This window comes from Pedobacter sp. L105 (genome assembly GCF_009765875.1).
Taxonomy (GTDB): Bacteria; Bacteroidota; Bacteroidia; order Sphingobacteriales; family Sphingobacteriaceae; genus Pedobacter.
In genome coordinates this window covers 558,529-580,882 of record NZ_LMUP01000002.1, presented here as the reverse complement: position 1 = coordinate 580,882, position 22,354 = coordinate 558,529, and the positions used below count along the sequence as shown (strand labels likewise).

The following is a 22,354-nucleotide window of genomic DNA, read 5'->3' as shown; positions in this document are numbered from 1 at the left end:
TAAGCAAAGAACTCAATGGGTGATAAATTAGGGCTGTCCTTGCAGTCTTTAGTTTAATTTCATGAACATGATTGTTCAAAGTAACCCATATTCTTTTCTGATTTGATCAGCTTCTTTGGAACTAAGCGTACGGATTGTTTTGGTTCCAATCACTACGCCTTCTATGATGACTTCATGAACGATGATCTCTCCATCAGGAAATTCCAGATAGGACTGTCCATCTGGTAAGTTTTCCGAGAGCATCAGAAAAGGGAGGCTGTTGCTGAAATTTTTTAAACGTAGTTTCTTTATGGTGTTCAAATATTTCTTTTTCTTCACTGCCAATTCTGCTTCTAAATTTTTCATCATGTGGAATTTATTTGTCTGTAATTCTTGGCTCAATCGATCTGTAATTTCATCTGATCTTATTGACCTTTAAAATTTTATTAATGCTTATCATAAGTTCCAGAATGCGACACTCTGCATTCCGCCAGATGTCCCGTTGTCATACAAACGGATCTGGTCACCGCAATTCACTCCGAAGTTGTGGGCGGAATAAATATTCTTTTGGAGATTTTATTGAATGCAGAATGACTAAACAAGTGCCACCAAATGATGAACACTTGTTATCGTCTTGGTTTACCAAAACCTCTGTTTTTTAATTGCTTCACCTCATGAGCTTTCATTCGGTTTTTTTAATCTTGGCATAGAGGGAAACCAGCTATAATAAGAATCCAGTAATTCCACAAGTGTTGTATCCTTATCCGTGATGACCTGATCCAACCATTTTATAAATTCATTGAAAAAGAAAACCGAGATGAAAAAATCTTTCATTTCTTCCATAGTGTAAATTTTCCTTTTCTGATGGGCAGGTAAACAGTTCAACCATTCAAGCATTTGATCTGAAAAGATTTCTAACCGATTTGCAATACCTATGTTGTTGATAAGTGGAATATCAGGTTTCATTTTTACAGATTCCGTATTGCTGAATTTCTGGAGCAATTCGGTCATTTCATCAGAGTCAATTAATCTGGTCATGTTCTTAATCAGCCATCCAAGGTTAGCATGATCTTTTTGATTGATGTTGGAATAATTGTTTTTTAGCATCAGATCGGGAATGAGCTCTACGAAGAACTTAACATCTTCATAACTGTAGAATGAATCAAACACATCAATTGCTGTTTGTTGCTTTAGTTTAAAGGTCTTTAAAATCTTTATTTGGCTCTTTTCCATATCTCTAGTCAAATTGAGTTCGCAATTCCATGATGGCCATTCTGATTCTTGTTTTGACTGTGCCAATAGGTAAGTTTAATTCGTCGGCTGTCTCCAGATGTGTATATCCCTTGAAATAAACCATCTCTAATAAGATGTTGAATTCTGGTTTCAATCTATAGACCAATTGCTTGATCAGTATGGTGTCAGGGTTGTAAATGTTTTTGTAGCGGATATCAATCGTATACAGGCAATCATTGATATTTATATTCTTTTTATTGTCCCTGTATCTTTTGGACCTGAGTATATCTATGGTGTAGTTTTTGGTGATATTCAGCATCCAGGTAAATAAGCGACCTTTACTTGGATCGTAGCTTTTTGCTGAAACCCAGATTTTCCAGAATACTTCCTGTAAGGCATCCTTACTTAATTCAGGATCATTGAGTATTTTGGTTATTATGCCACCCAGACTGTCTGAATACATATCATTTAAGGCCTGCATCGCTATGATGTCTTTATTCTTTAGAGCAAGCACCAGATTCTCTTCTGTAAGAAATATCTTTTTTGATTTCATGTCAAATCTCATTTATGTAATTAAATGAGCCTTGGTAAAGAGATTACCAATTACAATAATAGGGCTGGTAACTCACTTAGTCTATTGCAGCATGGTTCTGGTAAACCACCAAACCTTTCGGAATGGCTCTCAACAATAAAACATAAGCGAGCACCAGCCCTATTAAGATATAGGGTGGTGGATGCTACACTTACGCTCGCTGAGATTAAATTTACCAGATTTAGCTGCGAGGCTCGTACGCAATCCTAATTTTTTTGACTAGAACCGCAAATTTATAACATTTAAACAAATAACAATTTTTTATAAAAATACATTTTAATAATGTAAAACACAAATATAATAATTAATTACATTATTATATTGACATATTACGTTGTTAATGTTGGAAAATCAATAAAATCCTGAATATTATATTTGTTTTACATCAATTCTCATGAGTAAAACAACCTACAATCGTATTAAATCGGTACTAGCTGAAAAGAAGAAGACAAATATAGATTTAGCTGATGCGCTTAAGATTGCTCCGGAGACTGTTTCAAGTTGGTGTACTAATTCCGCACAACCATCAATAAAGAGGCTTTTTGAAGTAGCGGTATATTTGGAAGTTGAGGCTGGTGACTTATTGGTATCTGTCAAAACCAGCGGAAGCTAGGTTTTCCCTTTTTCTAGTTTGTGAATAAGTAGGTAATTTGAATTTTTTACTTCTCTAAATCTTTTTAAAAAAAAGATATTAATGTGTGAAAATGCGACGTCTTGCATTCGGCCAGATGTCCCATTGTGGCCACAACGGATCTGAATCCGCAATCACTCCGATGTCGTGGGCGGCCACTTGAGGGGCTAAGGTGCTTCTTATTTTTTTTGAACGCCTTTAAGATCACAGTAACTAAGACGATAGCATAATACTGGAAAAAGATGCAGGAAAGGATAAGTCGAAAACCGAGGAGACTACGCAGGAGCCTGTTTATGTAGCCACATCCTAATTCGCCAATGATTTAGATATTTATCTTTTAAATCATTCATTATGTCAACATTTCAAAATTCAAAAGAACTAGTAGCCACGACTGAAGCTGATGCAACCCCCTTCCACAAAAAGAACAACAAGGCAGGGTGAATGCGTTAGCGCAAGGCTCATTAGGAAATTAAAGTATTTGCTAAGGCCGGAAGAGTATAAGTAACAAAGCTAAGAAGCAAGGAAGCAAAATCGTCCGCAAAGTTTTGAAGGCTAATCCTGTCCAGAAAAATTGAACAGGTTTTTTTGTTAATCTAATTACTAACCCGCAACCATGCAGGATCATTTCGCAGAACCGCTAAGTTCATTTTCAGAAATCAGATCAAATGGATTATAATTGCCAGTATAGTATTCGTTGATCAGCCATGGAAGGAAGCCTTCCCTTTCAAATAACTCGAAAAATAGGGGCATAATGCTTTTGTAGGTATCGTATACTTTTTGGTATTTCGCTTTTGCCCGATCCAGTGGGTGGTTATCCTTTAGGTAAGTAATCTCGCGGAGGAACTTTAAGTCTTCATCTACTCTATAATAGGTATCAGTGTCTGTCAATAGATCGTGTTCAACTGGCAGAACGCCTTGGGTATGCTTGTAAAGGTTTTGTAGATACTGGCAAAGAATGATAAAGTTATATTTATCTGTATAGTCTGTAACATCAAAAACAACAACTTCATCGGTGATGCTCTTGTCAATAAAAAGGCCAAAGCCTTCTAGGTGCTTTTCATCTTCATGCGTATCAACCAATGCTAAGCCATAGTAGGCTTCTATATTCCGAAGCTGTGAATACTTAAACTCTCCGTGAGTGATGATGCCCTTGAAGTAGATATTAATGTTACATAAGTTGTAAAATAATTCCTGTACATATTCAATCAAATAGGTAACATAGTAGTCCAATGAGCGACTTTCGTTCTTATTGAATACCAGAATGGTATCTGAAAAGACAACTATCTTAAGTGCAAAGTGATGATGGGCTCTTAATGAATCAATTACTTCGAAGATTTTATCGACCTTTTCAGGATTGGTCTTAACCAGGGTTCCAAAGCCTAAAATGTCTATGTATAAAAATGCTCGTTTCATGGTTGTTATCCGCAGTCAAAGTAAAAAGGTCCCAACTCAATTTAATCGAGAATAGACAATAGTAATGAAAATCATGCTGATCACAAAACCTGTTGTTGTCACTGGGATTCTTGAGAGCTGGAACCTCATGTAAACTTATGGAGAAAGTTTCATTACTTTGACCAAAGAATTCAATTACCATGGACGCAATTAAGACGTATGTTTTCAGCAAAGCCAGGAATACGAGGATCGCTTTTCTAGTGGATTCTAATGTTTCTGTTGACCTGCTTAAAAAGATCATGACTGACAACAACCGCATTTGGGGGGGGACCTATAACCCCATCATACCGGTCAGAGATAATTTGATCGGGAAGGATTGGATGGAGCTGCTGGAGCAAGTCGATCCTGATATTATCTATCATAGTCCTTCTGTAAATCCAAGGCTAGTTGAAAGTTCCTGTCTAAGGGTCTACCCAAGAACCTATACAATCATTCCGGACAACGGACTGTTGAATCTTACCGGAGTAAATGCCTTGACTTTTATCAATCGTTTTTTCAAGCACCAGCTGGCCGAACGCCGCCATGTTAGCCTGCCCTATTTCTTGCATGGCCTAGATCATGTTTTGAAAAATTTCCTTTCCTTAAATTTTGGTGTGCGCGAGTTGTTTATAGAGGATGATCAATATTTACAGGACATAGGTACGGTCTGTATCTACGATCAGAACATCGACAAAGCACTATCACTTATGTGGTCTTCATCTGGATTCATGCAGAACGTGCTGTGCGAATGCTTTCTGGGCAATGAAATCCTGCGGGCCGAAAGCTTGCAGGCCGAGCGGTTTGAGCTAATCATATATGACCAGGAAAACAGTTTTGAAGATCTTATCTATTATTGGAATCGAAGATTATACCAGCGTCCGTCAATGAAAGTTAGGCAGGTTGCGGTGTCAAAACAGGAGTTCGAGCTCTTGGCCAGTGATACGTTTTTCCACGGGATGCTTTCCGATAATGCGGAAAAAGACCATATCTACGTCAACTCCAGGAGCATTTCGGAAAGTGAGCTCTTTATAATGACCTCCAAAAGTGAACCAAAAAACTTTGCCGTAAGCTTCAAAATTACACCCAGTGCAGATTTTCCCAAAAAGTGCAATCAAGTTGACCCAGTCAGCCAACAGTCCTGGACAAAGATGCTTTTACAAGGCACAGAAGGCTTTCTCCACCTGCCTGAATATCCAATCGGCGATCATGTACTGCTACACGGGCACTTTGAACTTGATGTCAGGATCAATTACTCGGGTAATCCTCAGCTTAGTGAATACCGCTTTCCATACCACACTTTGTTACGTAGGGAGGTCAGCGAAGTACCCGCGCGGATTAACAGATACAACGCGCTATCTTTTCAAGTAGACGGTAACTTAAGGGGGATCGATTTACGGCTACCCCCCGTAGCAGAGATGCTTCGTTCAAGAGTGCAGATCCGTGAAGTAGCGGGATGCATTGAGCGGCCGCTGGGCCTGAAACAGTGTGCTCAGAGTAGTGCCGGCCTGTTACTTTCCGCATTCATGAAGTTATTTAACGGGGATTGGTGGTTTGTTCAGCGATATGTACTGGACAAGTTCTGGCTGGAAATCTTTACCGGGAACGGCATTTACCAAAAAACAGCACAGGTCTGGGAACTTGGGGACGAGCGATCATCATCGACAATCCCAACCAAGTTAAGAACAAATCTCTACGGTAAACTGGAGAAGGGTGACGGCCTGTTTTCCTACAAAGATCTGAAGCATGAGCTAAAGTGTATTTATAACCATTATCATAAGCAAATTGCTTTGACAGGGGAAGATAAAGAGGAAGGATACGTCGTACCTGATCTAAACGGCTTTATCCGCGAAAAGTATAATGAAGATGTCGAGTCGATCCTTTACGCGATTGACCGCTTTTTGGAGACCGAGGCCATCTTTATAGGTCTTAAAGTGAAATGCAATAACTGCGGATCAAATCTATGGTATTCACTTAAAGAGCTTAGCCACAGAATGAACTGCCGGGGATGTGCTTTCAGCATTACCCCGGAAGCAGAAAGTCCGTTCTATTATAAAGTTAACGATACAGTGCTCAATAACCTGATGAGCGATCCTGTGAAACGAAAGAAAGCCTATGGTGGAAATTACCTGGTACTAAAAGCGCTTGACCACTTACGTGACCCCCACTGGGACCAAATGACTACCGCTTTTGGATACTGCCCCAGCCTGGATATTTATTTAGACAATGATGATTTCCAAAAGACCGATTTAGACATCGTTGCTATTCAAGATGGTAAACTGATCGTTGGGGAAGCAAAGATGAATGTATCTGGGTTTGATGATAAACAGATCAGGCAGCTGATCTGGATCGGAAACGAAATTCGTCCCGATGTCGTTTTGCTTGCTTATAAAGATGGTCATTTAAATCATGACACGCTTGATAAGGTCCGTAAAGGGATAACCCACCCTCATGTAGAGGTGCGCGGCATGCGAGTAACGGAATCGCAATTTCAATTCGGGGCATTGCTTGGCCTCCCTGAAACTCGCCTCGCCGAGAAAGGGACATAAAGTTTGTATATGCTTTGTGCCGCGGTTAGTTGAACATACCTAAGTGTTTCATTTTTTCCAGCATCATCTTCAAAATGTGGTTGGCGACAATAAAATTGGTTATCTGCCCTTCAATGTTGACCATCTGCTTTTCGCCATGAAAAAGGTTATTCCGAAATCTATAGAGGATGATTAGAAGAGCTTTCAAGACCATGTCTGGGCTTTGCACCTGTTTGAATAGCACCGCCTCAATTTCAGCTTTTTCCGCCTGATCTGTCGGGTTTGTCCTGAATTTCAGCCCGTCCAGCGTATAGGTTTGGCTGCCATCAGGATTAAAATAGCGATTAGAAAAATAATCCACATATTCGGTGAATTCTTTAGGATTTAAAGGCGTCGCTGCATGGATGTGATCTACAAGAGATTTTAGTTTTCCGATGTCCGCATTCTTTTGCATTCCTGCGTCCTCAAACAAGTTCCAAAGCAATAAGAAGGTTTTTACCCTATCCAAACCCTCTGTATGCAGGTCTGCTGCATATTGTGATTGATCTTTGCAAAATTCAATGCTGTAAAATAAAAAATCAACTATTCAAGGTGTATGGGATTGTAGTTATTCACGTTCCAGCCTCCATTCATAAATATTATACTAAAATGTTGTTCATATCTGTTATTGACAAAATCTTTTGATTTTATAGTAAGTCCTAGCTTTGTATTCTTCGTAGAATACCTATCTAAGCTAATTGAAACGACCGGATTTATTTGTAGTGAATCACCTTTATAAAATATTTCATAGGTAAATTTAAATTGAGGTGGCCAGGCAATATTTATATGAGGGTTTTGGTCAATTATTAGTTGTAATTCTTTGCATGAATTTTCTTCCATTTTAATAACTAATCTAGGATTTAGACTGATATTGTTGCCGTCTATAATGGGGGCAAGAGTGGTGCAGGAAAGTTTAAAAAGAGGAAGGCTTTCTCTGCGATACCTTTCGCTTTCAATTCTTGTTACTTTAACCTGTGACTCTTGAACTACCAATTGAGATTTTAATGTTTTCCAAAGATAGTAAGCTGTAAGAGTTGTTACAATTACCATGGCCCAATCTGATATAGTCCCCCACACATCGGATGCAAATGGCCCGAAATTATTTATATCCATTTATTTATGCATCTAAACCTTAGGAATTATTAAAAAAGCATAGTACTTGCGATAATTATATTTAAATTTCTTACACAAGTAAAAACTCAATCATAAATTGTATCTAACATTTTTTGTTAATCTATTAAACTTCTCTATCTTCTTTACTAGGGGGACGTTCAATTTTATTCTCTTTTGATATGTCTACGTGATTTAGAAGCTCTTGCTTTTTGCTTTCATCTAGATAGACTATAAAATGAATTGTTTGAGCAAAAATAAACACTTGCTTTATAATGTTTATAAGCATTAGTAGGCAGTAAATAATTGAAAAAATGAATATGAATAATACTACTAAATTCACACCTCCACATACAAAATATAAAACACTTGATTTGTTAGTATAGATCACCGGTAATAATTCATCGATAAATGAAACAACGAACGCAAATAATAATGTGAAAATTTGGAATATTACAGTGATTCCAAAAACTGAATTCAATTTTTGATATAGACTAAAGTTTTGCTGTCCTTTTAGTGGACGGGTGATTACAGCCAATATTTCTGTGCTACCAAAACCAACAATCAATATATATGCACCTAAACTAAATCCTAAAAGATTAGGAATTATGCTAGTAATTGAACCTATTATATGTTGAATCAGCAGGTAGGCACTTAAGTGTGAAAGTACTGAACCTAGAAATAAAATAACTGTTAACCACAAACTGACTTTAAAAAAAACGTCTTTATAATATCTTTCATCTGACTGATATATTTTCCATAAAGTCGTTAAGTCACCTATATGTCTTGATTTTATTTCGTTTGGACTGTCCATAGGTTAATACAAATTAATGATTTTTTGGAACCATTTCAAAGTTTTATTATCGTTCTCATTTATTAGTACCATTTCTTCTACTAAAGGTTTATTATTGTTATAAATTGTTTTCACTCTGCCGCCTTCTATCGGTCTGATTTTCGCAGTTTTAATTACCCCATTATTTCTCGCAACCTCTATTCCTCCGCCTAAAAAATCTACTTCCTTTATATTCATACCTTCGTCATGATGGTCTGCTTGAGCTGTTACTGTAAGTTTACCAATATTATTTTCCTTAAGAAGCTCATCGAATAATTCCCCTTGAGCAGGCAGAGCATCAGAATTTGTATAGCTGATCTCATAGCTCAGCTTATATACTGCCTCGGCACTGAAGATTTCTTCAATAATCGACGGTTCCTTTTCGAAGTCTATTTCAATTTTTTCATCAGGTGCAATATAATTATGTAATTGATCTCTTAGGAATTTCTCAAAGTCATATATGCTGACAGAATTTGGTTGTTTTAATAGCGCAAATCTATGTTTCGATGGAATGAAAAGATATTCTCCAGTTTTAGGTTCTAATATGCGGTTTTTTTCAACAACCTCTTTTGATACGTTATTATTACTAAGAACACTTATTTCATCTTTATCAAAAAATGAGATTCCCTTTCCAATCGTTCCATAATAATATTTTATCCCGTTTTCTTCTCTGGAGAAGGGTTCATACATTGTTATCGCTTCTACAGAATTTAGACGTGTAAAATGAGGTCGAGATGTTAAGCCTATTATTAGGTTTTCATAGGCTTGAAGTCTTTGATTACCTTCTTTGTGGGATTGGAGCTTTACATTTATTATGTAAAATTTTAATTTCTTTGAGGGCATATAATTTAAATTGATTTGAACCAAGATAGCATACTCTCCTCACAAATTTAGTTATCAAATTTATATTTCTTATTGTGGTGGTGTGGTTGTTTTTATCAGCAGTAATAAGTATATGAATTGTTCTTAAAAGGAAATTTTAATCTGTTTTATATAATAAGTGCTAAGGTGCGATTGAATTTGCTTTTTTACTGAGTTAAAGGTTTTGGAAGAATTATCAGGTATAAATAATTAAAATATCATTTGATCTAATAAAGATTTATTATATTTTATTCATTTTTGAAAAATGGGTGGAACAGAAAATCTAAAGGGATTTGATTATCAGATTAATATTTCTGTATATAAAACTTTGCAACTTATTTCTAACAATGAGGCAGATATTTCATTCTTATTCGAAAGTCTAAAAGAAGAAGAAGAGGATTTTAACATTTTTAAAAAAGATAAAAATGAATTCTATCAAATAAAAAAAAGGAGTGAAGGTTATCATTGGACATCTTCAGATATGAAAGAAATTTTTTCAAAATTTCTTTCTAAAATGTCAAATTCCACCTTTTTTTATTTTATTACTAATGGTACTGCCAATAGTGAAGTTAAAAAATTAAAATACTTTTTATCTGGTGAAGGTAACCTTACTGATAAAGAGTTGCGAAAATTTTTACCCATTGGATATACTTTGGAAAACTTAAAATTACTACTCAACAACTTACAAATTTCAACACGTTTTTTTTCTTCTGATAATGATGACGATCCTGCTAGTTTAGTAAGAATCGCGATTCAAAAGTTATTGCATAATCCACCTTTTGAATTAAGCAAGGCAATTGATCAAATTTATCCCCAATTATGGCAGATGTTTTTCGACTATGCCCGTGACGCTAAAATAAAAACAATTCATGAAGTTATTGAAAAACTTACAACTATTGGGATTACAGTTCAACCTAACAAACCTTGGCTTGAAGTCCCTGAGATAACTTTTTTTAGAGGTCGTGCAGATGAAATGAAGATGATTAAAGAAAAGCTTGATAAGACACACAAACTTATCTTATATGGTATAAATGGGATTGGTAAATCTTGGATTACTACTAAAGTTTTGTTAGAAGGGAATGGCGGCCTACAGTCGGTTTGCTGGATATCTGTTACTAAATGGATGTCCGTAGAACGGTTTTTATCTTTGATCACACGTTACCTATATTTTAGTAATCACGAAGGAGAGGCTAATTCTTTTAGAACCCTAGAGATATTTAATAGGTTGCCACAAGTCATTAGCACACTTAAACGTATAGAGTTTACTCTAGTGATTGACAGTCTCAACTCTGGTAATTTGGAATTCATCGACTTCATTAAAGATTTGGTTGCAATGATTCAGGATGCCAAATTAAGTGGCAGTTTGATCATTAGTTCAACTAGAAAATATTTTTCTTACAGCGAAGATGATATTCAGAAAGGGTACTTGAGTGAATTTCATTTGAGTGTCTTTACTTTTGAAGATATGAAATTGATATTTTCCGAAAATAGAAGGCTAAGTACTGACCATATAGATTATATATATCGTGCAGTAGGTGGTCATCCAATGTCGGTCTATTTTTTAAACAATTTGCTTGAAGAAAACCAGTTTAACATTAATAATATTGAAGATATCAGTCACAAAACGGTCGAAGAGGCTAGAGATTGGGTGATCTCCAAATCAATTGATCAGCTTTTATCGTCATCAAAAGATCATTTGCTTAGGCTGTCAGTTATAGATGGAATGATTTCATTTGAAGAAGCAGACCTATTGTTACAAGCAAGTATTAAGTCTAAGTATTTACTTCGTGACCTTAATGAATTCAATTTAATTACACTTCACAATAATGGAATCACTATTCATGAATCTATCAGAGAGGTCGCTGTTAATATGCTTACAACCAAGGCCAAATTTTCCATTCATGAGCAGTTAATGAATTACCATTTTGTTCAGATGAAGTTGCAAAAGGAATCTGGTGATGGTGTTTCTTATGATAGCATCAATAAGTGGGGAGTAAATATTGAAGCACTATCTAATTTTGAGAATCTTTTAGAGGACTATAAGGTTGTTCTTGAACTCGATAATGAACTTCTTGATGCTCTTTGGGCAATTGCTAGATTTGGTTATCCTTTTGATTATGAAACCGATGATCTTTCTTTTAGTCAAAAAATTATTTACAAACTTCTTGCAAGAAAATTAATTAAATTATCAGACGATCCACAACGAGAATATCAAGGACAGAAAATGTTGTATGATCTTCATATGGTAGACTTTTGGCAAAGCTGTTTGGTAACCCACCTGTGTTTGTCAAGGGGACTGTCTCATCACGTTGGCTATATAAATATCTTTAAGCCTAATTATGCTTTTCAGGAACAGGTTGCAATGATATGCCTCTGGGAACATTGCATTGAACATATGCCATTACCACCTATAACACAATCGAGCCAATTAGAGTATATTAATTATGTCAAATCTCAATTCGAAGCGGGTTTTTATGATAATATTCCTAGCGAAAGAAAACAAGAACTGCAACAAATTATAAACGTAGGAGCTGATGAAAGTTTACCTATGGAGCGAAATATAGAAATGGAAGAAAGAGCATGCCCTATTTTCGGACATTGCTGTCCCGGAGGGAAGGAGCAAGCTGATTTATGTAGAGCAAATGATGCTATCGATTTTGATGCAAGTTGAGTATAATTTAGAATATCAACTTTAAATCAATAAGTATATTATAGATGTTGCCATATTTGTTATTATAATTTAATAGTAAGTTCGATTGAATTCCTTTTATTATGCAACGGAATATCCAGTTACAAATGATTATTAAGTTGAATTTTAATAAAACTCATTTTTTTTGAAGCTCAATAGTACTCCCATTGTTATCCTTATTCTGTTACTGGACACATGATGAATTGCTTTATAAGGATGGGTTCATTTCTGTCGTTCCTCTACTAAAACGTTTAGTCTTGATGAGCATAATTATTTTGCAATCCTTTATTCTAAAATTTTATCCACCAATATTTATAGGATTAATAGTTCTAATCCCAATAATATCAACTTTTTTCACTAGTCAGTTGTTATTTAAGGCTAGTTTGATAGATGATCTATAAGCTGTGGAGCTTATTTTCAGAAAAGATCAAAAATTTGAAATCAGTGATACAAGTCCATTTGGAAGTAATTAATATGCGGGTTAATTACATGATTCTGAAGGATAAAATCATCCTTCAGAACAGGTCGGAAAAAGGCAATAAATTTATCCTGATACCCTAACGTTTTATAAAAATTAGTTGATTTTGTATTATAATAATAATGGAAATCCAGATACATCCTTTGCCAGATATTTTGAAATAGAAAGAAATCAGCTATATTCTAAATGAGACTCTATTATTTAAAACAGGGGAGGGTTCGATTGAAGCCCTTTTGCCTCTCAAAATTGCTCAATATTCAATTTCTTCCTGCACCTCTTTTCTCATAACATTTTCCTCATTAACCGCCCTAACCAGCATCAAAAGCCGTACAAAGGGTTCGTTTAAACCATCCTCAGCTCCACAGAAAAGACCTTTGAGATATCTCAGAGGTCTTTTTTTAGTATTTAGAATACCTTTATATAAATGTGGCTATCTCATAAATTGATTTTTTTGTGCAAAAGTAAAATCAACTTTTACTTTTTCCAAGTAATCGGGTTCCCATTTTATAGGATTTGGTTCCAGCTTAAGGATTTGTTTTTGAAGGGAGTTTATTTTTTTAAATTGATCTTCAATTGCCATTTAAATAAACTTTACATCGTAATCAAAACCATTAGTTTTGATCTTTTGTAACCATCTTTTATAAGTGTTTTTGCCTATAACTACTTTTCCATCTCGCACGCCTAAAGTTTCGCCTATGATAAAATTTTGAAGATCTGGACGATACTCCTTCTTGAGATCAGTTAAAAAAACGCCATCTTTCCTTTCACCAAGTCTAAAGAGCGTATTTATCCTTCTGGAAATAAGATCTACGGTGTGCATAAATGCAATTTGATAAGGTATACATCAAAAATACCTAAAATATATGTTCATTACAAAGTCTATCTATAAAGAAATGAATGGCTATGTGCAGATTACAAAAAAAGTTCGGAACTAGCCCCCTTGCCTCTTAAAACCAATCAATATTCAATTTCTTCTTCCTCTACTTTTACCATGATATTTTCTTCATTAACCGCCCTTACTAGCATCAAAAGCCGTGCAAAGGGTTCGTTTAAATCATCCTCAGCTCCACACAAGCCTCTGAGATTATCTCAGAGGCCTTTTTTTATTAGGTTGGCTCACATTCTTACGACTAAATCTTATTAATCAGTTATTCGCCAATACCCTCCATTTGCAGGGCCAACTCTTTCGATCTTACCAGAGTTTTTTAGCTTATTGAGCTGATATTCCACTCCTCTTATGGTTAGGTTTGTAGCTTCTGCCATTTCCATGCTAGACGCTTTAGAATTCATTCTTATAAGTTGAAATATGATTTCTTCCACAGTTTTTACCACAGTATCATCTGGTTTTACCACAGTTTTTACCGGCCGCTTGAAAATTACTGTAAACATTCCTTTAATCCTGTATTCCGGTTGCGGCAATGCTGCCTCATTCATCAGTTTATTCATTCTGCTGATGCCCGAACCAATTTGCTCAACCATGTTCATTCTATTAAATAGACCAAATATAAGTGGGTTTCTGGAATGGCTGCATGTACCAAAATCCGCTTGATCGATTGCGCTGACCAACCCACCAGGATTACCGATCTCTGCCCTGTCATCAAAAATTTCTACTGTTATAGTAGCTCCTTTGTCGTAATAGTCACGGCATCTGATTTTCTCAACTTTTTGAAATTCTGCTGCTCATTTGGAAACAGAATTTAATTCGACTTCTCCCAAATTATTCAGATATTTGATTTTCATAAATAATATCATGAAAGCTGTCGAGCGTTTGGAAGATTTCTATCACCGGTTTAATAATGACAACGCTTTGCCAGGCAAGTTTAACGTTTATAAAATCGAAGATTTTCAAAAGACAACACCTTTACCGCATTACCGGCGCGATTTTTATAAAATATCCTTACTTACAAAAGGCGAAGGGCTAATTTCATATGCTGATAAAAGTTATAAAATCAACCAACCAATTCTTACTTATTCAAATCCGCTTATTCCCTATTCGTGGGAACCGTTGACAAAAGACGAGGAAGGTTACTTCTGTTTATTTAAAGAAGACTTTATGGATCATATGTTGCGGGCAGAAAGTTTATCGCAGTCGCCATTATTTAAAATCGATGGTGAGCATGTCTTATTTCCCGACGATCAAATGGTCTCTTTTGTAAAAAATGTTTTTGAAAAAATGATTAGCGAGCTTCTCTCACCTTATCAAAACAAATATCAACTGCTCCGTAGTTATGTTCAAATCCTTATTCATGAGGGTCTTAAGATCAAGCCTGTTGATAAAAATTTTCAAACAGGTCATTCTTCTGAGAGAATCAGCCATCTTTTTTCAGCATTATTGGAGCAGCAGTTCCCAATTGTTTCACCTCACCATCCAATCAAGCTAAAAAGTCCTGGCCAAATGGCCAGTCAACTGGCGGTTCATCCTAATCACCTGAACAGGGCAGTCAGGGAAACAACCGGTAAAACTACTTCAGAACTAATTGCGGCCAGAATTATTAAAGAAGCGAAAGCATTGTTGATTTACAGCGACTGGGATATCACCGCAATCGGTTATTGCCTTGGTTTTAACTACAGCTCTAACTTCAATATTTATTTTAAGAAAAATACCGGTGAAAATCCAACTGATTTTCGACGCAAATCCGTCGCATATTCATAAATAGCTGTTTGAATTTCATAAATCAGGCGATGATGTGTTTTATAGCTTTGCTGTATAAAATAATAATCGTTATGGAAAATGAAAAAGTCTGGTTTGTTACCGGCGCATCAAAAGGCCTGGGCCTTTCACTAATTAAATTATTACTTCAAACGGGTTATAAAGTAGCTGCCACTTCCAGGAATGCTGAAGAAATAGGACGCGTAATTACAGCTGATAAAGAAAATTTATTGGCTTTAACAGTAGACATTACCGATGAAGGGAGTGTTAACAGTGCTATTACGAAAACGATAGCACACTTTGGTAAGCTGGATGTTATCGTAAACAATGCGGGGTACTCCATCTACGGCAGTGTAGAGGTGCTCTCAAATGAAGAATTTCGAAAGACCATAGATGTTAATCTATTCGGAACAATCAATGTAATCCGTGCAGCCATGCCGCACTTCAGGCAACAACGCTCAGGCTATATCTTTAATATTTCTTCTGTTGCAGGTTACAAAGGTTTTGCCAATTCGCCAAGTTATGCAGCAGGAAAATTCGCAGTGATTGGTTTATCGGAGTCACTCGCCGAAGAAATTAAGCCATTTGGTGTTAAAGTTACTGTAGTGGCTCCGGGTTTTTTCAGAACCAGCTTTCTGGATAAAGGCGATGAACTTATTTCTGAAAATGCCATTGATGAATACCATGTGGAAGCATTAGTTGACAGGCTTAGAGCCATTAATGGCAAACAGCCTGGAGATCCGGAAAAACTGGTGGCTGCACTAATAAGTTTGTCGAAAGAACAAAATCCACCAGTACATTTATTAATGGGACCTGATGCCTATCAAATTGTTATGCAAAAAAGAACGGCTGAGCAGGAGGAGTTTGAAGCCTGGAAAGGCTTAACCTTGTCGACAGATTTTGATGACGAACTGAAAGCTGATTCTCAAAAATTTTCCTAATTAATTTCACAGCCGGTACCTTGCTGTGCCGGCTGTTTTTACGAGCATTAACTTAAGAATTTTTTACCCAGTATCTTTAGAAATGCATTGATCGGGAGAATCTTTCGCAGGAAAACGACCATTTTAGCATCTTTTCCAACTACTGTTCTAAATGCCTTACTTTTCCCGCTGGCCAATGCATAAATCTCATCAACAATCGGCTGTGCAGTAATCTTCATTCCCGCACCGGAAGCAGCATGGAGTACTGTTGAAACTTTCCCTGTAATCAGGTCATAATCTTTAATTTCCTCGCTTTTGCTAAAGGTTATATTTTCGCCAAAGGCAGATCCAAATCCGCCTGGTTCAACCAAATGGAGATCTATATTCAACGGCTTTAATTCGAATGTCAAACCTTCTGTAAGTCCCTCTAACGCGAATTTTGACATATTATATAAGGAGCCCAAAGGTAGTGCAGTGCTAATGCCCATCAAAGAACTGATATTGATAATTTTCCCAGCCCTATTAGCCCTTAAATGAGGTAAAAACGCGCGTATCACATTGATCACGCCTTTTACATTCACTGCAAATTGTTTTTCAATGTCAGCGTCATTTGTTAATTCCAGCGCACCATACATACCGATACCTGCATTGTTCACAATGACATCTATCGTTCCAAAGGCTGCGATGGCATTGTCAACAGCTACTGTTACGGTATCCACCTGCGTTACATCCAATTTAAATATCTTAATTTGGGGAAAGGCATTGAATTCTGTTTCCTTTTCCGGTGTGCGCATAGTCGCTGCAACATTCCACCCGTTTTTTGCAAAATGAATTGCCATTAACCGTCCAAGACCGCTGCTGGTACCCGTAATAAAAATTGTATTTGCCATGGTAATATTTTTATCAAAAGTATGGCTAATTTGATATACATTCGTAACCAGTATACTCATGTATACCACACTATTTACACCACATGGATACTTCAACAATTGTTAGAAACGAAGCACAGGAGATACAAGCCCTTCAGGATACCCTTTATGTTATCGGAGGAAAATGGAAACTCCCAATTATGAATTCCTTATGCAATGGTAACACCAGGTACAGGGAAATAGAGAGGAGCATTCCTGGAATTACAACCAGAATGCTGTCTAAAGAGCTTAAGGAATTGGAACTTAACGGCATCATTAGCCGTACAGTACACGGCACTTCCCCGGTGCTTATTGAATATAAAACTACAGATTATTGCAAAACGTTCAGTGCAATTTTGCTGGAAATGATTAAGTGGGGAATTGAGCACAAAAAACATATCACCAAAAAAGGATGACCATATAGGTCTGAATACTAACAAAGATTTTTCAGGTTCTGAGTTAAAATGAGAAAATACTATATCCACATTCCTATTCTGTTAATTTATAGCCGTTTATTATTCAGCATCATTATATTACTTCTGAGTTTTATACAACCGGAACATTTCAGGCCTATCATTAATACTTTACTTATTATTGGCCTGATATCAGATGTCTTTGATGGAATTATAGCCCGCAAATTAAATGTTTCAACGGTTAAACTCCGGCGAATGGATTCATTTATAGATCAGATTTTCTGGTTAAGTGCATTAGCCGGGGCTTATGTGATCTGCGGTACGTTCTTTAAAGAAAATGCATTTTTGCTTGTCGCATTATTGGGTGCAGAAGCATTAACATACCTGATTAGTTATCTTAAATTTAGGAAAGAGGTAGCAACACATGCTATACTTTCAAAAGTGTGGACTTTAACTATTCTCGGTACATTGGTACAAGTTATTAGCACTTGTGATTCCAGCTGGTTATTTATGACTTGTTTTTATATCGGAATGATTACCCGCATGGAAATCATCGCAATCCTGCTTATCATACGTAAATGGGAAAATGATGTCCCGAGCTTTTATCACGCGATTCTGATCAGACAAGGGAAACCGATTAAAAGGAATAAAATGTTTAACGGCTAGCGATGATCAGCTGGCAATTTTAGATCGTCGCGATCACCAGAATCAGATTCTATATATTTAAACTGACTCCTCAATTATTTTATAATGGCTAATTTTTTAATCAAATTAAAATTGATCTACCTGCAATTTTTAATTGTGGCAATTGGATTTATTTTCTCGTATCCATTTTTGATGTGGCTTTTAGTATATCAATTTTTATCTATATTTGGCTTATCCTATTTTAGACGCAGCTCCAAAATCAAATACTGACAATAATATCAATCTTATTCCGCATGTAGCATGGCTGGGAACCAAGTACAATTACTCGTACTTCAGCGCTTCTACCGGGTTGGCTTTCGCCGCTTTATATGCCTGAAAACTGACCGTCAGAAACGCAATAACTACAGTTCCTACTATTGATATCAATATAATTGACAAAGATATCGTTGTTCTAAACTCAAAATTTGTGAGCCATCTGTTCATCAGATAATATGCCACAGGTACACCAACACAGGCAGACACAACTACCATTTTTAGAAAAGAAACCGAAAGCAGGCTCATAATATTGCCAACTGATGCACCCAGTACACGGCGTACACCAAATTCTTTGGTACGCTGTTCTGCGCTGTAAGCAACCAGTCCGTAAAGGCCCAGACAAGAGATCAGTATCGCTATGCCCCCAAACAGATTAGCCAGAATACCCAGAATTTTTTCTGACTGCATTTTTCTGGCATACAGGTCATTGGCAAAGTTAATTTCTACAGGATAGTCCGGATTGATATTTTTAGCAATAGCTGAAATTAACTCGATATTCTTACTCAAACTGTTAGCGGGATTTAACCGCATATTGATAATTCCTGCCGGATTTTTATTAAAAATAATCACCATCTGGCGGCCTGAACGATAAGGAGAGTCCCAGGTAAAATCTTTAAATACACCTATTACTTTGAGCTGTTTTCCAAAAAGAACAACGTTCATTCCCATCGGATCTTTCACCTTCATCGCCTTTACCGCCGTACTGCTCAGCAAAATTCCTGCAGTGTCTGATGCAAATTCCCTGGAGAAATCGCGCCCGGACACCAGCTCCACACCGTTGGTCTTCACAAAATCATACTGTGTTTCCAGGCGATTGAAAACAATTTCTTTCCCCTTTTCTTCCATTCCTGGCCATTTAAAGCCGTAAAACCAACTGCCTACGTCTGTCATTCCCCGTGATGACTCATTGACAAAATTGACCGCCCCGGTTTTAAGTGCCTGCTCCTTAAAAAGGTCAAACTGACCAGACAGTTCACCATCCTGGGGCATCTCTGCAAGCAAATTGATATGGTAACCCACCGGTCTGTTCTTTATAAACTGCATTTGTTTATAGATCACAAGCGTAGCAATGATCAGCATAATGGCAAAAGAAAATTGTACAACCACCAGTACTTGCCTTAAGTTAATAGGAATCAATTTTGCCCTTGCTGTTTTCTTTTTTAAAGTTTGGATCGGGTTAAAAGAAGAAAGGAACAATGCCGGATAAGCGCCAGACAAAAGACCAGTAAGCAATGCGATTAGCAGAATACCCAGCCAATAGCCTGTATTGTTATATCCAATGGTAATATTTATGCTCAGCAGGTTATTAAATAGGGGCAGAGTGGCCTCAACAATGGCGACCGCAATTAATACGGCCACGGTAGTTAGTACCATCGCTTCGGTCAGGAATTGGGTAATTAACGAACCCCTTGTTGCGCCGATAGTTTTTTTAATGCCCACTTCCTTTGCCCTGCGTTCCGATTTAGCAGTGGCCATATTCATGAAATTAATACAGGCGACCAGTAAGATGCCGAAGGCCAGTGCTATAAACAGATAAATACGTTCTATGTCGCCACCTACACTTTTGCCATTCAGAAACTCGCCATACAAATGTTTATCTGATAAAGGAAACAAGAAATTCTCGTTTTTTTGGTCCTTATAATTTTCATTGAACAGCTTTTTCACTTTAGCATTAATCAGGTCGATATTGGCCGGATTGTTAACTTTAGCCATCGCCAGAAAGTTGAAATTTCCCCAGCCGGGGTTTTTAACATAATCATTGATGCTTGCAAAAAAAGACCAGGGCATCAAATAATCAAATCTGAGTGAGGTATTGGTGGGCAGATCTTTGATAACGCCGGTAACTTTTAAATCATTTGTGTTTTTATACCTCACCGTTCTGTTCAGTACATCTGTAGTACCGAATAAAAGTTTCGCAGTCTCCGCAGTCAAAATGATAGCATTTGGCGTACTTAATGCCGTAGTCGGATTGCCAACTATAAATTCATAATTGAAAACTTTGAGAATCTCCGGGTCGGCGAAGAGATCCACTCTTTTAAACCTGTTTTGCCCATTGGCGATGATTGACTGATCAAAACCACCTATTCTGGCGATTGCGTCCACCTCCGGTATTTTAGCTCTGATGGCCATTGGTATCCCATCTCCAGGCGATCCTCCGGTACTTGTAATCTTCCCGGTAGCATCCTGAAAATTGGTCATTACCTGATAAATTTTATCAGCATCCTTAAAATGGCGGTCGAAATTTATTTCATAACTGACATATAACAGCAATAACAGGCAGGCAGATAAACCAGCTGCCAGACCAATGATATTAATCATAGAAGAAGTCTTGTTTCTCCAAAGGTTACGCAAAGCGATTTTTAAATTGAGTTTAAACATGGCAGCATTGGTTTATCAATAAAGCAAATACGATTGATAGGCAATTTACTAAGTTTGTGCCAAGAGTAGTTTATGTTTTAACGTTCTGTATTACAGTATTTTAATTTTTAATCATTAATGGAGATCGTTCATTATCGGACGGTCATTGTACACTGCCGGACGGTTGAAGTATGAACCGGTCAACTCATTCTCAGCTAATTTAATGAGGTTCAGATTGGCTCTCTATTGTTTCTCATATAGTAAAAATGGCTATTAGATTTTTTTGGCGGAAATTAGCTAAATCGTCATTACAGGTGTAATGATGGATGCCTGATATTTATAATATTCAACTCAATTAAGAATAGAAAATTACTCAGATCGCTCATCCTTCAATGCCGCTGTTTCATTACTCGTGATTTTTTTAAATAAAAATGACAACACAAATTCAAAAACTACATAACCTACAAATATAAAAAATCCGGGTTGTAAAGAAGTGTCGTTAACAGTAGCTGTGGTTAAGAAACTGTTATGGATATTTAGATTAGAAAGCTGACTTTTTAAAATGCCATTCAAACCTATATAGGTCATCACTGTACCAACTACCATCACATCGGCCATATCCCATTTTCCGGCCTCGAAAGTTAAATATTTTAATACTTTATTATCCGCCAGTTCTTTAGTGCTTAGGATGTGGAGACCTTTTGCGATTATTCTTAAAACAGGTAAGATAATAATGAATAGGAGCATTAGAGAACCCACCACGATAGCGTCGGGCTTAGGTTGTTTGATCAGTACCTCAATTATACCCAATATACTTTTGCTCTGGAAAAATAGTACCTGGTTCTCGAAAGCAACTTTCTCTCCCAGAAGCATAAAATTCAGTGTTTGGATACGGGCATCAACCTCAATAATAGAGGCTGTTATGCCTACTGCTAATAAGATTAAAGCAAACAACAACGACATCACGAAAAGTGTGGTACGCAGATGTACCTGTTTTCTCATGAACCAAGTTAAGCCGAGAGCAACCGCAACGCAACCCAGCATGGCATAAGCGTAATTATAAGTAACCGTACGGATAGCTGCTAAGCGCGAAGTGATCTGTTTATTAAAATCATCCGGGTTATAAACGCGATATTTACTATATAAATATTTAGTAACCTGACCATAAGCTACACTGGTACTATCATGTGTTTCGTCTTCAAGCTGGTTAATTTTACTGGTAGCGATGTTCTTTAGCCTGTTGTGGCTCTCAGGACTGTTCACTTTGTCAATGATCGTTTTTGCAAAGGAAGGCACCTGTGCGTAAATATCTTTGGCATCTACAAATTTGTTAAATGCAAATTTCTTCAGTTTGCCGCCGAAAGTTTTTTGTGGTTTATTAATTTCTGCAACCGCCTTTTTGACCAGGTCATGCAACTGCTGTTCTACCTGCGCCTGTAAGGCTTTCTTTTGTGCCGGAGTGATCGTGAAATCATGCACCTGATGATTAACAACTGCCGCTATTTTATCGCGCCACTGATCAACAGAAAACAGTCCGAATGTAATGTTATTCGACATACTATAATCCTCTTTGATCTGCTCCTGATCACTGGAAAGTGTATGGAGACGGTAACCATAGTAGGCTTCGCCGCAAAGCAGAACACTTAATCCTAGAATGAGTATCAAATTGGGCAGGCCAAATCTTTTGGCCGTTGTGTTTTTTTGCTGAGTTGTCAATGTTTTAATTAATTAAATTATAATTTAAA

21 protein-coding genes are annotated in these 22,354 nt (G+C 36.8%); 7 read left to right on the top strand and 14 right to left on the bottom strand.

The window, feature by feature from the left end; genetic code table 11:
• Positions 1-75 precede the first annotated feature (75 nt).
• The 3 genes from GSQ84_RS03670 to GSQ84_RS03660 form a co-directional block, all read right to left on the bottom strand.
• Positions 76-348 carry a hypothetical protein gene (locus GSQ84_RS03670; protein ID WP_158795889.1) on the bottom strand — a complete coding sequence of 91 codons (273 nt, stop codon included), beginning with the start codon at positions 346-348 and terminating at the stop codon, positions 76-78.
• A gap of 303 nt (positions 349-651) precedes the next feature.
• The gene (locus GSQ84_RS03665; RefSeq protein WP_158795888.1) at positions 652-1,212 is read right to left on the bottom strand and encodes a hypothetical protein; all 561 of its coding nucleotides are present in this window, start codon (positions 1,210-1,212) and stop codon (positions 652-654) included.
• Positions 1,213-1,216: 4 nt separating this feature from the next.
• On the bottom strand, positions 1,217-1,765 hold the full coding sequence (locus GSQ84_RS03660) for an RNA polymerase sigma factor (protein ID WP_158795887.1): 549 nt from the start codon (positions 1,763-1,765) through the stop codon (positions 1,217-1,219).
• 433 nt (positions 1,766-2,198) lie between these two features.
• Between GSQ84_RS03660 and GSQ84_RS03655 the strand changes: the two genes are divergently transcribed.
• On the top strand, positions 2,199-2,417 hold the full coding sequence (locus GSQ84_RS03655) for a helix-turn-helix transcriptional regulator (protein WP_158795886.1): 219 nt from the start codon (positions 2,199-2,201) through the stop codon (positions 2,415-2,417).
• A gap of 639 nt (positions 2,418-3,056) precedes the next feature.
• Here GSQ84_RS03655 and GSQ84_RS03650 read toward each other — a convergent pair.
• Positions 3,057-3,848: a hypothetical protein gene (locus tag GSQ84_RS03650; protein ID WP_158795885.1), complete on the bottom strand. Its 792-nt coding sequence runs from the start codon at positions 3,846-3,848 to the stop codon at positions 3,057-3,059.
• Positions 3,849-4,027: 179 nt separating this feature from the next.
• Here GSQ84_RS03650 and GSQ84_RS03645 point away from each other — a divergent pair, with 179 nt between their 5' ends.
• Complete coding sequence (locus GSQ84_RS03645) at positions 4,028-6,412, top strand: hypothetical protein (RefSeq protein ID WP_158795884.1); 2,385 nt, start codon at positions 4,028-4,030, stop codon at positions 6,410-6,412.
• A gap of 25 nt (positions 6,413-6,437) precedes the next feature.
• On the opposite strand, the gene GSQ84_RS03640 is transcribed toward GSQ84_RS03645, so the two are convergent.
• The 4 genes from GSQ84_RS03640 to GSQ84_RS03625 form a co-directional block, all read right to left on the bottom strand.
• Positions 6,438-6,863, bottom strand: coding sequence for a hypothetical protein (locus tag GSQ84_RS03640; RefSeq protein WP_158795883.1), 426 nt, complete (start codon positions 6,861-6,863; stop codon positions 6,438-6,440).
• Between the two features lie 110 nt (positions 6,864-6,973).
• A complete protein-coding gene (locus GSQ84_RS03635; protein ID WP_158795882.1) occupies positions 6,974-7,543 on the bottom strand; it encodes a hypothetical protein in 570 nt (189 codons plus the stop codon).
• A 124-nt stretch (positions 7,544-7,667) separates the two neighbouring features.
• A complete protein-coding gene (locus tag GSQ84_RS03630; RefSeq protein WP_158795881.1) occupies positions 7,668-8,354 on the bottom strand; it encodes a hypothetical protein in 687 nt (228 codons plus the stop codon).
• 3 nt (positions 8,355-8,357) lie between these two features.
• Positions 8,358-9,215: a DUF4747 family protein gene (locus GSQ84_RS03625; protein ID WP_158795880.1), complete on the bottom strand. Its 858-nt coding sequence runs from the start codon at positions 9,213-9,215 to the stop codon at positions 8,358-8,360.
• 283 nt (positions 9,216-9,498) lie between these two features.
• On the opposite strand from GSQ84_RS03625, the gene GSQ84_RS03620 reads away from it, so the two are divergent.
• On the top strand, positions 9,499-11,904 hold the full coding sequence (locus GSQ84_RS03620) for a dsDNA nuclease domain-containing protein (protein ID WP_158795879.1): 2,406 nt from the start codon (positions 9,499-9,501) through the stop codon (positions 11,902-11,904).
• Between the two features lie 926 nt (positions 11,905-12,830).
• Here GSQ84_RS03620 and GSQ84_RS03615 read toward each other — a convergent pair.
• From GSQ84_RS03615 to GSQ84_RS27850, 3 genes are all read right to left on the bottom strand, one after another.
• Positions 12,831-12,980, bottom strand: a complete 150-nt coding sequence (locus GSQ84_RS03615; RefSeq protein ID WP_158795878.1) for a hypothetical protein — start codon at positions 12,978-12,980, stop codon at positions 12,831-12,833.
• Positions 12,981-13,220: a hypothetical protein gene (locus GSQ84_RS03610; protein ID WP_158795877.1), complete on the bottom strand. Its 240-nt coding sequence runs from the start codon at positions 13,218-13,220 to the stop codon at positions 12,981-12,983.
• A gap of 320 nt (positions 13,221-13,540) precedes the next feature.
• The gene (locus GSQ84_RS27850; RefSeq protein ID WP_256377521.1) at positions 13,541-14,017 is read right to left on the bottom strand and encodes an ATP-binding protein; all 477 of its coding nucleotides are present in this window, start codon (positions 14,015-14,017) and stop codon (positions 13,541-13,543) included.
• Between the two features lie 133 nt (positions 14,018-14,150).
• On the opposite strand from GSQ84_RS27850, the gene GSQ84_RS03600 reads away from it, so the two are divergent.
• Together GSQ84_RS03600 and GSQ84_RS03595 are read left to right on the top strand one after the other, a co-directional pair.
• On the top strand, positions 14,151-15,053 hold the full coding sequence (locus tag GSQ84_RS03600; RefSeq protein ID WP_158795876.1) for an AraC family transcriptional regulator: 903 nt from the start codon (positions 14,151-14,153) through the stop codon (positions 15,051-15,053).
• Between the two features lie 71 nt (positions 15,054-15,124).
• Complete coding sequence (locus GSQ84_RS03595; RefSeq protein WP_158795875.1) at positions 15,125-15,991, top strand: SDR family NAD(P)-dependent oxidoreductase; 867 nt, start codon at positions 15,125-15,127, stop codon at positions 15,989-15,991.
• Positions 15,992-16,038: 47 nt separating this feature from the next.
• On the opposite strand, the gene GSQ84_RS03590 is transcribed toward GSQ84_RS03595, so the two are convergent.
• Positions 16,039-16,860: an SDR family oxidoreductase gene (locus GSQ84_RS03590; RefSeq protein ID WP_158795874.1), complete on the bottom strand. Its 822-nt coding sequence runs from the start codon at positions 16,858-16,860 to the stop codon at positions 16,039-16,041.
• 83 nt (positions 16,861-16,943) lie between these two features.
• Here GSQ84_RS03590 and GSQ84_RS03585 point away from each other — a divergent pair, with 83 nt between their 5' ends.
• Positions 16,944-17,294 carry a helix-turn-helix domain-containing protein gene (locus GSQ84_RS03585; RefSeq protein ID WP_158795873.1) on the top strand — a complete coding sequence of 117 codons (351 nt, stop codon included), beginning with the start codon at positions 16,944-16,946 and terminating at the stop codon, positions 17,292-17,294.
• Between the two features lie 48 nt (positions 17,295-17,342).
• The gene (locus GSQ84_RS03580; RefSeq protein ID WP_158795872.1) at positions 17,343-17,957 is read left to right on the top strand and encodes a CDP-alcohol phosphatidyltransferase family protein; all 615 of its coding nucleotides are present in this window, start codon (positions 17,343-17,345) and stop codon (positions 17,955-17,957) included.
• Positions 17,958-18,257: 300 nt separating this feature from the next.
• On the opposite strand, the gene GSQ84_RS03575 is transcribed toward GSQ84_RS03580, so the two are convergent.
• Together GSQ84_RS03575 and GSQ84_RS03570 are read right to left on the bottom strand one after the other, a co-directional pair.
• On the bottom strand, positions 18,258-20,630 hold the full coding sequence (locus GSQ84_RS03575) for an ABC transporter permease (protein WP_158795871.1): 2,373 nt from the start codon (positions 20,628-20,630) through the stop codon (positions 18,258-18,260).
• Between the two features lie 348 nt (positions 20,631-20,978).
• The gene (locus tag GSQ84_RS03570; protein WP_158795870.1) at positions 20,979-22,325 is read right to left on the bottom strand and encodes a paraquat-inducible protein A; all 1,347 of its coding nucleotides are present in this window, start codon (positions 22,323-22,325) and stop codon (positions 20,979-20,981) included.
• Positions 22,326-22,354: the final 29 nt, after the last annotated feature.

Excerpts from the sequence above, each read along its gene's own strand:
- GSQ84_RS03620 (WP_158795879.1), top strand. The coding sequence starts at position 9,499 with ATGGGTGGAACAGAAAATCTAAAGGGATTTGATTATCAGATTAATATT.
- GSQ84_RS03580 (WP_158795872.1), top strand. The coding sequence starts at position 17,343 with ATGAGAAAATACTATATCCACATTCCTATTCTGTTAATTTATAGCCGT.
- GSQ84_RS03670 (WP_158795889.1), bottom strand. The coding sequence starts at position 348 with ATGATGAAAAATTTAGAAGCAGAATTGGCAGTGAAGAAAAAGAAATAT.
- GSQ84_RS03575 (WP_158795871.1), bottom strand. The coding sequence starts at position 20,630 with ATGTTTAAACTCAATTTAAAAATCGCTTTGCGTAACCTTTGGAGAAAC.
- GSQ84_RS03665 (WP_158795888.1), bottom strand. The coding sequence starts at position 1,212 with ATGGAAAAGAGCCAAATAAAGATTTTAAAGACCTTTAAACTAAAGCAA.
- GSQ84_RS03660 (WP_158795887.1), bottom strand. The coding sequence starts at position 1,765 with ATGAAATCAAAAAAGATATTTCTTACAGAAGAGAATCTGGTGCTTGCT.
- GSQ84_RS03650 (WP_158795885.1), bottom strand. The coding sequence starts at position 3,848 with ATGAAACGAGCATTTTTATACATAGACATTTTAGGCTTTGGAACCCTG.
- GSQ84_RS03590 (WP_158795874.1), bottom strand. The coding sequence starts at position 16,860 with ATGGCAAATACAATTTTTATTACGGGTACCAGCAGCGGTCTTGGACGG.
- GSQ84_RS03595 (WP_158795875.1), top strand. The coding sequence starts at position 15,125 with ATGGAAAATGAAAAAGTCTGGTTTGTTACCGGCGCATCAAAAGGCCTG.
- GSQ84_RS03630 (WP_158795881.1), bottom strand. The coding sequence starts at position 8,354 with ATGGACAGTCCAAACGAAATAAAATCAAGACATATAGGTGACTTAACG.
- GSQ84_RS03635 (WP_158795882.1), bottom strand. The coding sequence starts at position 7,543 with ATGGATATAAATAATTTCGGGCCATTTGCATCCGATGTGTGGGGGACT.
- GSQ84_RS03585 (WP_158795873.1), top strand. The coding sequence starts at position 16,944 with ATGGATACTTCAACAATTGTTAGAAACGAAGCACAGGAGATACAAGCC.
- GSQ84_RS03600 (WP_158795876.1), top strand. The coding sequence starts at position 14,151 with ATGAAAGCTGTCGAGCGTTTGGAAGATTTCTATCACCGGTTTAATAAT.
- GSQ84_RS03625 (WP_158795880.1), bottom strand. The coding sequence starts at position 9,215 with ATGCCCTCAAAGAAATTAAAATTTTACATAATAAATGTAAAGCTCCAA.
- GSQ84_RS03645 (WP_158795884.1), top strand. The coding sequence starts at position 4,028 with ATGGACGCAATTAAGACGTATGTTTTCAGCAAAGCCAGGAATACGAGG.
- GSQ84_RS03610 (WP_158795877.1), bottom strand. The coding sequence starts at position 13,220 with ATGCACACCGTAGATCTTATTTCCAGAAGGATAAATACGCTCTTTAGA.
- GSQ84_RS03615 (WP_158795878.1), bottom strand. The coding sequence starts at position 12,980 with ATGGCAATTGAAGATCAATTTAAAAAAATAAACTCCCTTCAAAAACAA.
- GSQ84_RS03655 (WP_158795886.1), top strand. The coding sequence starts at position 2,199 with ATGAGTAAAACAACCTACAATCGTATTAAATCGGTACTAGCTGAAAAG.